We start from the raw sequence: 12877 nt of genomic DNA on the forward strand, positions 1-12877 counted from the left end.
TCCAAAACAATGTTTCAACATCGAAAAAAGAGGCTATCCCGAAGGCGGAGGCGACTCTTCTCGATTTTTTTGCATAAGACTTGCATCTTGGTGCATCCAAAGGACGACCCCAGCAAAATCTCATGGGGCACTTCAGCGACAGGTGCAGGTAACATACAAGGTATGACTCCACGCAAAGCAGCGCCCGGCGTACGAGCAGGGACCCAGGCGCATCTCTTCCGCTCTGTTGCCCGCAATTTAGGGTTGGGCATAGGGTTGGGCATAGGGCTTGGAACCACGGCACAGGCTCAGGCACCGGCGACCTCGGCCGCCACCTCTGCCACGGCGGCCAGCACGGCGATCTCCGTCGGACAGACCCAGCTCTACAACGCTACCGGCCAGAACGGCGCGCAGAGCACTCCGGACTCCTACAAGGGGTCCATCGTTGAGGGCAGGAACACCGGCACCATGCTTGACCTGACGCTGGACGACGCCATCGCTCGCGGGCTGCGGACGAACCTCGGCCTCATCCTGCAAGGCTCGGCTGTGCAGAACGCCAAGGGCCAGCGGCTGCAGCAGTTGCAGGCGTTGCTTCCCACCATCACCGGCTCGGCCAGCGTCGAAGTCGAACAGATCAACTTGGCCGCCTTCGGACTTCAGATTCCGGGCCTCAAGCCCATCATCGGGCCTTTCCAGGTCGTCGACTTCCGCGCCTACCTGACGCAGAACCTCCTCAACCTGCAGGCGCTCAATACCTATCTGGCGGCCAAGCACAACTTCACCGGGGCCAAGCTCACGGCTGAAGATGCCCGCGACCTCGTCACCCTCACAGTCGGCAACGCCTATCTGCTCTGCATTGCGGACGCCGCCCGTATCGAGGCGGTCAAGGCCGAGCTGGAGACCTCGAACGTCACCCTGAACCAGGCGATGGCCGGTCACGACGCCGGAACCAGCCCCCGGCTGGACGTGCTGCGCGCTCAGGTGGACGTGCAGAACGAGAAGCAGAGCCTGATCTCCTCGACCAACCAACTGGCCAAGGACAAGATCGCGCTGGCCCGCACCATCGGCCTGCCGCTCGACCAGGAGTTTCGCCTCACCGACCTGGTTCCGTTCCGGTCGCTCGACGAGATCAACCCGGATACGGCCTTCCAGCAGGCTCTCAAGGGCCGCAAGGACCTGGCCGCGACTCAGGAGCAGCTCAAGGCCAGCGAGTCGCAGAAGAAGGCCGCCTTCGACGACCGTCTCCCCACCGTCAGCTTCTCGGGCGACTACGGCGACCAGGGCACCACGCCGGGCCACTCGCACGGTACGTTTACGGCGACCGGCCAGGCGCAGATGCCGATCCTCCAGATCGCCAAGAACAAGGGCGAGGTGGAGGCCGCCGACGCCCAGCTCCAACAGGCGCGCGAGCGTTACTCGGACCAGATCCAGCAGGTCAACGCCGACGTTCGTGACAGCATCCTCGACATCCAGGCCGCAGCCAAGCTCGTCGAGGCGACGCACACCAACGTCACCCTGGCCACCGAGGAGCTATCCGAGGCGCAGCAGCGCTTCCATGCCGGAATCTCCGACAATCTTCCCGTCTCGCAGGCCCAGAGCCAGGTCGAGCAGGCCAACGATCAATACATCAGCGCGCTCTACCAGCACAACGTCGCGAAGCTCTCGCTCGCCCGTGCGCTCGGCGTCGCCCAGACCAACTTTCACGACTATCTCGGAGGCAAGTAACCGTGCCAGATCAAGACCAGACTACGCAAACCGTCCAGAACCCACCTGAAGAGTCGATGGAGAAGAAGACCGGCCGCAAGGTCATCCTCTTCGGCGTCGTCCTGCTGCTCATCTTGGGCGCTATCTTTTACTACTGGCGCTCCACCTTCTCCGAGGAGACCGACGACGCCCAGGTCGATGGCGACATCTACCAGGTAAGCTCGCGCGTCGCGGGCCAGGTCATCCATGTCTACGTGGAGGACAACACCAAGGTCGAAAAGGGCGCGCTGCTGGCCGAGATCGACCCCAAGGACTTCCAGGTAGCCCTCGAGCAGGCGCAGGCCACCCTGGCCAACGCTCAGGCCAGCTACCAGCAGGCCACGGTCAACATTCCGATCATCTCGGTCAACACCCGCACCCAGGTCAGCACGACCGGCTCCGACGTCCGCTCCTCCTCGTCCTCGGTGGAGCAGGCGCAGAAGCAGGCCGCCGCTGCCGCTGCCCGCGTCGAGCAGGCCAAGGCCAACGCCGTCCGGGCCAAGCTCGACGTGGACCGTTACACCCCGCTGGTGCAGAAGGACGTCATCTCCAAGCAGCAGTACGATGCCGCCATCGCCACGGAGCGGGCTAACTCGGCTGCTGTGGTTGAGGCTGAAGCCTCGCTCGTGGCCGCGCAGGCTGGCATCAGCTCGGCCCAGCAGCGCCTCGACAGCGCCCGCTTCCAGGCCTCGCAGGCCAATAAGAACGGTCCCCAACTGGTCGCGGTCGAGCACGCCCGCGCCGAAGCCGCCCTGGCCGACGTCAAGCAGGCTCAGGCCCGAGTCGATCAGGCGATGCTGAACCTCTCCTACACCCGCATCACCGCGCCCACCTCCGGCGTCGTCAACAAGAAGAACGTACAAGTCGGCGCGAACCTCTCGGTCGGCCAGGATCTGCTCTCGATCATCCCGCTCTCCGACCTGTGGGTGACTGCGAACTTCAAGGAGACGCAGCTCAAGGAGATGAGGCCCGGCCAGAAGGTGACCCTGAAGGTCGACGCGCTCGGCGGCCGCAAGTTCACCGGCGAGGTCGCGCAGATCGGCGGAGCCACCGGCTCGCGTCTCTCGCTCTTCCCGCCCGAGAACGCCACCGGCAACTACGTCAAGGTGGTTCAGCGCATCCCGGTCCGTATCAACTTCACCAACCTGAAGCAGGAGAACGGCGACTACGCGTTGCGTCCCGGTTTCTCGGTCACGCCTGAGGTCACGGTCAAGAATTAGTCAAGAACTAACCTGTCAGCCCTATTCGAATGCCCCATCCGCCACAGCGGGTGGGGCATTCGAGCTTAAGGTGCGAAAACTAAAAAGGCAAAGGGGCAAACCCGCTCGCCTGGGCCGCATCAGAAGGGCAGTTGGAAGTCATTCTTCGAGGTGCCCCATGGCAGTAGCAATCAAAAAATCAACCGATCAGGATGTAGCCCCGCACTGGCACGCTCACGCTAAAGAGATCCAGAAGTTCGGCACCGTCATCGAGGACATGCCTCACTACCTCGACGCCAAGGTTCGCGGCAAGATGTGCGCGAAGCTCAACATCCTCCTCGCCGATACCATCGCGCTCCGCGATCTGTACAAGAAGCACCACTGGCAGGTCTCCGGCCCCACCTTCTACCAGCTCCACCTCCTCTTCGACAAGCACTACGAGGAGCAGGCCGAGATGGCCGACAAGATCGCCGAGCGGCTCCAGCTTCTGGGCGGAGTCACGGTCGCCATGGGCGGAGACGTCGCCGAGATCACCGGGATTCCGCGTCCGCCCCGGGGCAAGGAAGAGGTGCCGGTGCAGATCTCGCGTCTGCTCGAGGCCCACAAGATCATCATGAAGCAGTGCTCCGAGATCGCCGATGCGGCTGACGACGCCGGAGACCAGGGCACCAACGATCTCGCGGTCTCGGACATCCTCCGCCCCAACGAGCTGCAATCCTGGTTCATCGGCCAGCACCTCGTCGAGATGCCTCTGATCCTCAGTAAGTAGAACCCCGACGACCAGAAAAAGCCCGGCTTTACAAGCGGGGCTTTTTTTCTTCACCCGCACCTAACAGGGTGGGGCTATCATCTTATCTTTAGCCGCCATGCCAATTGCTCTCCTATTTTTCGTGCACTACGTCTACCCCATCCTCTTCCTATGGGTATTGGTGGAGCAGCTCGGCGTCCCGGTCCCCAGCATTCCCCTGCTCCTCACCGCAGGCACCCTCTCGGCTACCCACCGCGTCTCGGCCTTCGGCGCATTGCTGGTCGTCCTCCTCGCCTGCCTCATCGCTGACTCGCTCTGGTACGCGCTTGGCCGCCGCTACGGCAACTCGGTCCTCAAGCTCCTCTGCCGCCTCTCGCTCGAGGCCAACACCTGCGTCTCGAAGACCGAGGGCTACTTCAGCAAGCACGGAGCGGTCACGCTGCTCTTCGCCAAGTTCGTCCCCGGCCTCTCCACTGTGGCCGCGCCCATCGCCGGGCAGACCGGGATGCGCTTCAACCGCTTCATGGCCTACGATATCGCCGGGACCATCATCTGGGCCGAGATCTACCTGCTCGCGGGCCGCTTCTTCGGCGACATCGCCAAAAAGAGCCAGCCCTTCTTTGCGATGCTGGGCCACTTCGCCGTCGTCATCTTCGCCCTGATGGTCCTGGGCTTCATGGGCTACCGCCTGCTCAAGCAGCGCCGCTTTCTCGCCAACGTCCGCGCCATGCGGCTCGACCCCGACGAGCTGAAGCACATGATCGACACCGCCGCCCGGCAGGGCAACATCCCGCCCTTTATCGTCGACCTGCGCCACCCGCTCGACTACCTGCCCGACCCCCGCGTGCTGCCCGGCGCGGTCCGGGTCAGCCCGTCGCAGATCACGCAGCACGAGGCTATCCTGCCGCGCGACCGCGACGTGATCCTCTACTGCACCTGCCCCAGCGAGGAGACCAGCGGCAAGGTCGCGCTGCAACTGCACCGGCTCGGCATCAACCGGGTCCGCCCGCTGCGTGGTGGCTTCGAGGGCTGGCGGGATGCAGGCTATCCGCTGGTGGACTATGTAGAGCCGCCCATCGCCGAGGCGCTGACCAACCCAGCCACGGCCCATCCGGTCCCACCCGAGATCGTCACCCTCACCGAAGCCTGAGGCCCGTCCGGCAGGACAGGTCCTTTGCTGTTGCCCCTTAAGGGCACGGCTTCAGCCGTGCCCTTAAGGATGGGACAATAAACTTGATCCCTCTTCTATCCCTTTTCCTCCCAGTCCTTTGCGAGCAATCAACAGAGCAGGGGATGAACAACGAGTACGATAGTAAAAGCACCCGAAGGAGCAGGGAATTGGCCTACACCGACCTACGCGAATGGATCTCGAAGCTCGATAAATCCGGCGAACTCGTCCGCATTAAACACTCCGTCTCGCCCGACCTCGAGATGGCCGAGATCGCGGATCGCGCCGCCAAGCTGCCCGCGACCGCCCAGCACGGCCCCGGTGGCCCCGCGCTCCTCTTCGAGAACGTCATCGGCTACCCCGGCGCCCGCGTCCTGATGAACCAGTTCGGCTCCGAGCGCCGCATGAAGCTGGCCCTCGAGGTAGACTCGCTGGACGCCATCGCCGACCGCATCCGCGTCCTGCTGCACCCCGAGACCCCCACCGGCCTCCTCGAAAAGCTGAAGATGCTCCCCAAACTGGCCGAGGTCGGCAGCTTCTTCCCCAAGCTCATCGACCGCAACGCCGCGCCCTGCAAGCAGGTCATCCACAAGGGCACGGACGTCGATCTGCTCCAGCTTCCCATTCTCAAGACCTGGCCGCAGGACGGCGGCCCGTTCATCACGCTGCCCTGCGTCATCACCAAAGACCCGAAGTCCGGCAAGCGCAACGTCGGTATGTACCGGATGCAGGTCTACGACGGCCAGACCACCGGGATGCACTGGCAGCGCCAGAAGAACGCCGCCGAGCAGCTTCGCGACCGCCTGCGCGCTGCCGCGACCGACACGACCGCCGCCGTGGACCTGATGGCCCTGACCGCCGGAGGCACCACCGCGGCCACGTCAACCGCCAGCCTCAACGCCCAGACCCTGACCAAGATCCGCGGCAACCGCATGGAGGTCGCGGTAGCCATCGGCACCGACCCGGCGACCACCTTCAGCGCCATCGTGCCCGCGCCGCCCGAGGTGGAGGAGTATCTCATCTCAGGCTTCCTGCGCCAGAAGCCGGTCGAGCTGGTCAAGGCCGAGACGGTCGACCTCGAGGTTCCGGCCCACGCCGAGATCATTCTCGAGGGCTTCGTGAGCCTGGATGAGCTGCGCACCGAAGGTCCCTTCGGCGACCACACCGGCTTCTACACCATGCAGGACGAGTACCCGGTCTTCCACCTCACGGCCATCACCCACCGCCGCGACCCCATCTACGCCGCCACCATCGTGGGCAAGCCGCCGATGGAGGACGCCTGGATGGGCAAGGCCGTGGAGCGCATCTTCCTGCCGCTCATGCAGCTCACGCTGCCTGAAATCGTCGACGTAAACCTACCCGCTGCGGGCGTCTTCCACAACCTGATGATCGTCTCGATCCGCAAGTCCTACGCGGGCCACGCGCGCAAGGTGATGAACGGCATCTGGGCGATGGGACAGGCGATGTTCACCAAGTGCATCATCGTGGTGGACGAGGACTGCGATGTGCAGGACCTGAACGAGGTTACGCTGCGCACGGCCAACAACATCGACCCGGAGCGCGACATCCAGTTCACGCTGGGGCCGGTCGATTCGCTCGACCACGCCAGCCGCCTGCCCAACTTCGGCTCGAAGATGGGCATTGACGCCACGCGCAAGTGGGCTGCGGAGGGCTTCACGCGTCCCTGGCCGCCGATGCTCAAGATGGACGAGAAGGTGACCGAGCGGATCGACGCGATCTGGAGCAAGCTGGGCATCAACTAGTCTTTACGCGAAGCGTCGAGAACCGCACGAAGTGCCGCCCGTCCGGCGTGAGGGCGCTTTTGCTGTTGTTTCTATAATGGTGCAATGATGTACACGATCGCCGCCTTCTACCGCTTCGTCCTCCTGCCCGCACCTGCCGGTTTGCAGCAGCAGTTGCTCGCCGCCTTCACGGAGGACGAGCTATGCGGGACCATCCTCATCGCCGAAGAGGGGGTGAACGGCACCATCGCAGGCTCGGCGGAGACCATCGACCGCGTGCTGGCGCTCCTGCTGCAAGAGACCGGCCTCGAGCGCGCCGAAGTAAAGTTCGCGACCTCCGAAGAGCGCCCCTTCGGACGCTTGAAGATTCAGCTCAAGAGCGCGATCATCCCCTTCCGCAAGGCCGAGGTCGATCCCTCGCGCACCGGCACCTTTGTCGAGCCGCAGGAGTGGAACGCCCTGATCGCCGACCCCGAGGTATTGCTGCTCGACACCCGCAACCACTACGAGGTCGAGTACGGCACCTTCGCCGAGGCGACCGACCCCGGCATCGAGACCTTCTCGGACTTCGCCAGCTATGTACGCGAGCAGCTCGACCCGGCGAAGCACCGCAAAGTAGCGATGTTCTGCACCGGCGGCATCCGCTGCGAGAAGGCATCCGCCTTCATGTTGCAGGAGGGCTTCGGCGAGGTCTATCAGTTGAAAGGCGGCATCCTGCGCTACCTGGAAGAGATTCCCGAGCAGTCGAGCCAGTGGCGCGGAACCTGCTTCGTCTTCGACCGCCGCACCTCGGTAGGCCACGCAGACCTTGCAGGCTAACGGCCAAATCGGCCTTGCCTCGAGTTCCTGCTAAAATCCTTAAGTCGCGCATCTCTCACGAGGCACCGAGGGAGCAGCGCAAAAATCCAGACCATCGCCATAAGCGGATATGAGGGGTTTCAATGTCAGGCCATAGCAAATGGGCAACAATCAAGCATAAAAAAGGCGCAGCCGATGCCAAGCGCGGCAAGGTCTTCACCCGCCTGATCAAGGAAATTACCATCGCAGCCAAGGGCGGCGGCGGAGACCCCGACGGTAACCCGCGCCTGCGCACCGCCATCCTCGCCGCCAAGGCCGAGAACATGCCCGCCGACAACATCAAGCGTGCCATCCAGCGCGGCACGGGCGAGCTTGAAGGCCTCTCCTACGACGAGATCACCTACGAGGGCTACGGCCCCGGCGGCGTCGCCGTCATCGTCGACGTGCTGACCGACAACAAGAACCGCGCGGTCTCCGAGGTCCGGCACGCCTTCTCGAAGAACGGCGGCAACCTCGGCGCCGAGGGCGCGGTCGCCTGGATGTTCTCGAAGAAGGGCGTCATCTCCATCGAGAAGGATGAGGCCAGCGAGGACAAGCTCATGGAGATCGTCCTCGAGTCGGGAGCCGAGGACCTGAACGACGAGGGCGACACCTGGGAGATTCTCTGCGATCCGAAGGACTTCGAGGCAGTCGTCGAGGCCCTGAAGGCCGCCAAGATCCCGACCCAGACCGCCGAGGTCACCAAGATCGCCAGCACCTACACGAAGCTCGAAGGCAGCCAGGCTAACGCCATGATCCGCCTGCTCGAGACCATCGAAGACCTGGATGACACGCAGAACGTCTACTCCAACTTCGACTTCGACGAAGCCAGCCTGAGCTAAGCACTACCAACCCGCACCATGGAGTCTGAATGAATCGTTTGAGTCTGGTCGCCGCTGCCTTTTTGCTTACTCCCATTGTCCAGGCTCAACAAGTCTCCAGCCCCGCAGGTACGAACCCAATCGACACGGCGAGCACGCGCCAGCCCTTTGAGCTGGGCGTGCTCGTCCAGGGCGGCACCGGCATCACCGACCAGCGGGACGGCTTCAAGTTCCTCTCGGCCGGTGTCCACGCGGGCCGCATCCTGACCGGAAACTTCGGCCCCGGACCCCTGCGCGGCAACTTCGAGTACGCCGTAGAGGCCTTTCCGTTCTGGCAGTCCTACACGCCCAAGTTCCAGAAGGTCGACTGCACCCAGGCGGCGAACAGCGCGCTCATCAACTGCTCGCAGCCCTACACCGTCGGCGGCACCTACACCGGAGCCTCGATCACCCCGATCATCATTCGTTGGAACTTCGCCCGCCACGGCCGCTTCACCCCGTGGGCGCAGGCAGCGGGCGGCGTGCTCTGGACCAACCACAAGTACCCCGCCTACGGCGACACCACCACCAACCTGAACACCAACGGCCCCAACGGCGACGCCAGCGTCTGGAACTTCACCCCGCAGGGCGGCGTGGGCTTCCACTACTTCACGCGCCCCAACCGCTCGGTGGACTTCAGCGCCAACGCCGTGCACATCTCGTCGGCCTCGCTCGGCGACCGCAACCCCGGCGTCAACGTCTCCCTCCAGTTCACACTCGGTTACACCTGGTGGAAGTAGGATCGGACCAGCATGAGTCCCGAAGCCATTCTCGAGTGCGTTCCCAACTTCTCCGAGGGCCTGGACGCGCATAAGGTGCGGCAGATCATCGCGGCTATGGAGATCGAGGGCGTGCACCTGCTCGACTGGTCGCTGGACGCCGATCACAACCGCTCCGTGGTGACCATCGCCGGTGCTCCCGCGCAGGTGATGGAGGCGGCGATCCTGGCCGCGGGCAAGGCCGCGCACCTGATCGACCTGACCCGGCAGACCGGCGTACACCCGCGTATTGGCGCGGCGGACGTGATCCCCTTCGTCCCAGTGGCCAACATCTCGCTGGCCGACGCCGCGATGATCGCCCGTCAAGCCGGTCTACAGATCTGGCGTCGCTACGGCGTCCCGGTTTACTTCTACGGAGCTGCCGCCGCCCGTCCCGACCGCGTGAACCTCGAAGACGTGCGCCGAGGCCAGTTCGAAGGGCTGCGTGAGGCCGCCCTAAAAGACGCAGCGCGACGGCCCGATATCGGTGGCCCCGAGCTGCACGAGACCGCCGGAGCCTCCGTCGTCGGCGCGCGCAATTTCCTGATCGCCTACAACATCTACCTCGGCCCCGCCGCCGAGATCTCGCAGGCCCGCGCCATTGCCCGCGACCTCCGCGCCTCCTCCGGCGGCATGTCGGGCGTCAAGGCCATCGGGGTGCTGGCCAACGGCCGCGCCCAGGTCTCGATGAACATCACCGACTACCGGCTCACCCCGGTCGCGCGAGTGCATGACGAGGTGGTCCGGCTCGCCCGGCAGCACGGCGCTGAGATCGCCGAGGGCGAGCTGATCGGCCTCATCCCGCAGGACGCGTACGACCCCTCCGCGCTCTGGCACCAGCAGATTCCCGGCTTCGACTCCGATGCCCGCATCCTCGAGAGAAAGCTCGACCATCCCCTGGCATGGCCGGGCGTCTGACCCCTATGACTCCAGTGCTTGACCTGCAACACGTAAACGTAGCCCGCGGCGACGATGTCATCCTGCACGACCTCAACCTGCTCATCCAGCCCGGCGAGCACATTGCCCTGCTGGGTCCGAACGGCTGCGGCAAATCGACGCTGCTCAAGACCATCACCCGCGAGCTTTACCCGCTGGTCGAGCCGAGCATGAAGGTGGAGATCTTCGGTAGGGAGCGCTGGGACCTGGTCGAGCTACGGCAGCGGCTGGGCATCGTGCAGAGCGACCTGCCTGGACAGCCGATCCTGAAGTGTACGGGCCGCGACGCCATCCTGACGGGCTTCTTCTCGGCCTCGACCCTGTGGCCGAACCTGGTTGTCACGCCGGAGATGCAGGAGCGCACCGACCATGTCATCGAGCAGATCGACGCTACGCACCTGGTGAGCAAGATCTTCGGCGAGATGTCCGCCGGACAGCAGCGCCGCATCCTCATCGGCCGGGCGCTTGCGGCTTCGGGTGCAGCAGCAGGGAACCAGGCGACGCTGCTGCTCGATGAGCCGTCGAACGCGCTCGACCTGAAGGCGCAACACGAGCTACGCGAGCTGATGTCGTCGCTCGCCCAGATCGGCACAACCCTGGTCCTGATTACGCACCAGATCTCCGACATCGTCCCCGAGATGCAGCGCATCCTGCTGATGCGGGGAGGTCGCATCTTCGCCGACGGCACACGCGCGGAGCTGCTCACCGAGCAGAGCCTCACCGACCTCTTCGGAGTATCGGTGCATCTCACCGAGATTGCCGGCCGCTACCACGCTTGGTAGAGGGTTTACTTGTGGGGAATAACCGAGGTTTGTAGCTTCACCAGCTCCGGCTGCGGGAACTTGGTCGGCCCCAGCACCGCGATCTTGGGCAGCGGCCCGCGCACCATCGCCACCTCGTCGCAGGCATAGAGCCGCGGGCAGGTCTGGCAGTCCTTGTAGATCTTGTCCGGCAGCGCCGTCCGGTCAGCCACGCGAAAGCCGAAGTGGAAGAAGAAGTCGGGGATGCGCGTGAACAGGCTCACGCACACGACGCCCTGGTCCTCGGCTTCTTCGAGCAGCGCCCGCAGCAGCTTTCCGCCCGCGCCCTGCCCCTTGGCCTCGGGCTTAACGACGATCGACCGCACCTCGGCCAGATGCGGCCCGTAGAGGTGCAGCGCGCCGCAGCCGAGAAATACGCCGGTCTCTGATTCGGCGACCGTGAAGTCGCGCACGTTCTCGCAGATCTCGGCGTAGTTGCGGCGCAGCAGCGTGCCGTCGTGCGAGAGCGAGTTGACCAGCTCGAAGATGTTGACCGCATCCTGCAACTTGGCCTTGCGCACCGACGCACCGCCGACCCGCGGCCGCGACGAGGTCGTCGAGGTCGAGTCGCTGACGGGCTCAAGTGGTGTAAACACAGCCATCTTTCTAGTTTATTCCTCGTTGCTGCTTAGCGAAAGCCTCTGCTTCGCGGCCTGAACCGCCTCTGCCACCCGGTGTCGCGCAGTGCCGCCGATCACGTCGTGGCAGTCCAGCGTAGCCTCGAGCGTGACGGAGGCAAAGAAGTCTTCGCCGAACTCGGGTCCAAACTCCTGAAGCTCGCCCAGCGTCAGTTCGCCCAACTCGCGCCCGCTCTCCAGCCCAAACCGCACTGCATTACCGATCTTCTCGTGCGCCTTGCGGAAGGGAACTCCCTTGTGGGTCAGGTAGGTCGCGGCGGCCATCGCATTCAGGTACCCGGTATCGGCGGCGACCTTCATGCGATCCTCGCGGAAGCGCAAAGCCCGCGTAAACGCAGGCAAAACGCTGAACATCCCCGCCAAAGTGTCGGCAACATCAAAGACCGGTTCCTGCCCCTCCTGCAAATCCTTGTTGTAAGCCAGGGGCAGCCCTTTAATTAGCACCGAAAGTGTTACATTTGCCCCCAGTAGCCGCCCCGACTTGCCGCGAATCAGCTCGGTGAGGTCGGGATTCTTCTTTTGAGGCATCGCGCTCGACCCGGTCGAGAAGGCTTCGGGCAGATCGAGAAAGCCGAACTCAGCCGTCGAGTGCAACGTCAGCTCTTCAGCAAAGCGCGAGATGTGGATGCCGAGAATCGAGGCTGCCGACGTGAACTCCAGCGCGAAGTCGCGGTCGCTGGTGGCGTCCATGCTGTTCGGCGTCGGCGCATCAAACCCCAGTGCAGACGCGGCAATCGTGCGATCAAGCGCGAGCGTAGCCCCGGCAATAGCACCCGACCCCAGCGGGCAAAGGTTCATGCGCTTGCGGCAGTCGGCCATGCGCGTGCAATCCCGCTCAGCCATGCTGACATATGCCAACAGCCAGTGCGCGATGAGCACCGGCTCCGCCCTCTGCAAGTGAGTATAGGAGGGCATCACCGCGTCCTGCGCGGCTTCCGCAATCTCAATCAACGCCGCGATCCACTCCCGCAGACCCGCGAGCGTATTGTCGATAGCATCGCGCACAAACAGCCGCATGTCAGTCGCAATCTGCTCATTGCGGCTGCGCCCCGTGTGCAGCTTCAGCGCAAGATCACCGATCTCCTTGTGCAGCTCAAGCTCGGAGAAGTGGTGAATGTCCTCAGCCCCTGGGCTTGAGGCAACAATGGCCGCGCCCGTCTGCTGAAGATCTCCCGAGGCAGGGAAGCGAGCCGCGACAGCCGCCAGGCCATCGAGCATCTGCTTCAGTTCCGCGTCAGTCAGGATGCCTGCCGCCGCAATCGCACGGGCGTGCGCTGAGCTGGCGGCGATCTCCTGGGGCAGCAGCCGCCAGTCAAACGGAAACGAACGCTGCCACTGCTCGAACGTCGCGTTCAGCGGCTCGCGGAAGCGGCCAGACCACATCTTGGAGGCGTTTTGATTGGACATCGGTTCAGTCTTTCTCAGAGCTTCAGATTCTTGATGAGCGAAGGAGGTGGGCATGGGGAGCT

Annotated in this window: 12 protein-coding genes; 10 read left to right on the forward strand and 2 right to left on the reverse strand. The window is 64.0% G+C overall.

Annotation, left to right across the window (positions count from 1 at the left end; genetic code table 11):
• Window positions 1-162 precede the first annotated feature (162 nt).
• The 10 genes from FTO74_RS06945 (at window position 163) to FTO74_RS06990 (ending at window position 10752) form a co-directional block, all read left to right on the forward strand.
• The gene (locus FTO74_RS06945) at window positions 163-1704 is read left to right on the forward strand and encodes a TolC family protein (protein ID WP_162537490.1); all 1542 of its coding nucleotides are present in this window, start codon (window positions 163-165) and stop codon (window positions 1702-1704) included.
• A gap of 2 nt (window positions 1705-1706) precedes the next feature.
• A complete protein-coding gene (locus FTO74_RS06950) occupies window positions 1707-2942 on the forward strand; it encodes an HlyD family secretion protein (RefSeq protein WP_255462542.1) in 1236 nt (411 codons plus the stop codon).
• A gap of 157 nt (window positions 2943-3099) precedes the next feature.
• The gene (locus FTO74_RS06955) at window positions 3100-3690 is read left to right on the forward strand and encodes a DNA starvation/stationary phase protection protein (RefSeq protein WP_162537491.1); all 591 of its coding nucleotides are present in this window, start codon (window positions 3100-3102) and stop codon (window positions 3688-3690) included.
• A 97-nt stretch (window positions 3691-3787) separates the two neighbouring features.
• On the forward strand, window positions 3788-4819 hold the full coding sequence (locus tag FTO74_RS06960) for a VTT domain-containing protein (RefSeq protein ID WP_162537492.1): 1032 nt from the start codon (window positions 3788-3790) through the stop codon (window positions 4817-4819).
• A 188-nt stretch (window positions 4820-5007) separates the two neighbouring features.
• A complete protein-coding gene (locus tag FTO74_RS06965; RefSeq protein WP_162537493.1) occupies window positions 5008-6600 on the forward strand; it encodes a UbiD family decarboxylase in 1593 nt (530 codons plus the stop codon).
• 84 nt (window positions 6601-6684) lie between these two features.
• On the forward strand, window positions 6685-7398 hold the full coding sequence (locus tag FTO74_RS06970; protein WP_162537494.1) for a rhodanese-related sulfurtransferase: 714 nt from the start codon (window positions 6685-6687) through the stop codon (window positions 7396-7398).
• A gap of 122 nt (window positions 7399-7520) precedes the next feature.
• Window positions 7521-8258 carry a YebC/PmpR family DNA-binding transcriptional regulator gene (locus tag FTO74_RS06975; RefSeq protein WP_162537495.1) on the forward strand — a complete coding sequence of 246 codons (738 nt, stop codon included), beginning with the start codon at window positions 7521-7523 and terminating at the stop codon, window positions 8256-8258.
• A gap of 29 nt (window positions 8259-8287) precedes the next feature.
• On the forward strand, window positions 8288-9016 hold the full coding sequence (locus FTO74_RS06980) for an acyloxyacyl hydrolase (protein ID WP_162537496.1): 729 nt from the start codon (window positions 8288-8290) through the stop codon (window positions 9014-9016).
• A gap of 12 nt (window positions 9017-9028) precedes the next feature.
• Complete coding sequence (gene ftcD / locus FTO74_RS06985) at window positions 9029-9952, forward strand: glutamate formimidoyltransferase (protein WP_162537497.1); 924 nt, start codon at window positions 9029-9031, stop codon at window positions 9950-9952.
• Between the two features lie 5 nt (window positions 9953-9957).
• Window positions 9958-10752, forward strand: coding sequence for an ATP-binding cassette domain-containing protein (locus tag FTO74_RS06990; protein ID WP_162537498.1), 795 nt, complete (start codon window positions 9958-9960; stop codon window positions 10750-10752).
• 5 nt (window positions 10753-10757) lie between these two features.
• Here FTO74_RS06990 and FTO74_RS06995 read toward each other — a convergent pair whose 3' ends face one another.
• Both FTO74_RS06995 and argH read right to left on the reverse strand, forming a co-directional pair.
• Complete coding sequence (locus FTO74_RS06995; protein WP_162537499.1) at window positions 10758-11372, reverse strand: GNAT family N-acetyltransferase; 615 nt, start codon at window positions 11370-11372, stop codon at window positions 10758-10760.
• Between the two features lie 9 nt (window positions 11373-11381).
• Window positions 11382-12815, reverse strand: a complete 1434-nt coding sequence (argH, locus tag FTO74_RS07000; protein WP_162537500.1) for an argininosuccinate lyase — start codon at window positions 12813-12815, stop codon at window positions 11382-11384.
• Window positions 12816-12877 lie beyond the last annotated feature (62 nt).

The organism is Granulicella sp. WH15 (genome assembly GCF_009914315.1).
GTDB lineage: Bacteria > Acidobacteriota > Terriglobia > Terriglobales > Acidobacteriaceae > Edaphobacter.

Excerpts from the sequence above, each read along its gene's own strand:
- FTO74_RS06945 (WP_162537490.1), top strand. The coding sequence starts at position 163 with ATGACTCCACGCAAAGCAGCGCCCGGCGTACGAGCAGGGACCCAGGCG.
- FTO74_RS06955 (WP_162537491.1), top strand. The coding sequence starts at position 3,100 with ATGGCAGTAGCAATCAAAAAATCAACCGATCAGGATGTAGCCCCGCAC.
- FTO74_RS06960 (WP_162537492.1), top strand. The coding sequence starts at position 3,788 with ATGCCAATTGCTCTCCTATTTTTCGTGCACTACGTCTACCCCATCCTC.
- FTO74_RS06970 (WP_162537494.1), top strand. The coding sequence starts at position 6,685 with ATGATGTACACGATCGCCGCCTTCTACCGCTTCGTCCTCCTGCCCGCA.
- FTO74_RS06975 (WP_162537495.1), top strand. The coding sequence starts at position 7,521 with ATGTCAGGCCATAGCAAATGGGCAACAATCAAGCATAAAAAAGGCGCA.
- FTO74_RS06980 (WP_162537496.1), top strand. The coding sequence starts at position 8,288 with ATGAATCGTTTGAGTCTGGTCGCCGCTGCCTTTTTGCTTACTCCCATT.
- ftcD (WP_162537497.1), top strand. The coding sequence starts at position 9,029 with ATGAGTCCCGAAGCCATTCTCGAGTGCGTTCCCAACTTCTCCGAGGGC.
- FTO74_RS06990 (WP_162537498.1), top strand. The coding sequence starts at position 9,958 with ATGACTCCAGTGCTTGACCTGCAACACGTAAACGTAGCCCGCGGCGAC.
- FTO74_RS06995 (WP_162537499.1), bottom strand. The coding sequence starts at position 11,372 with ATGGCTGTGTTTACACCACTTGAGCCCGTCAGCGACTCGACCTCGACG.
- argH (WP_162537500.1), bottom strand. The coding sequence starts at position 12,815 with ATGTCCAATCAAAACGCCTCCAAGATGTGGTCTGGCCGCTTCCGCGAG.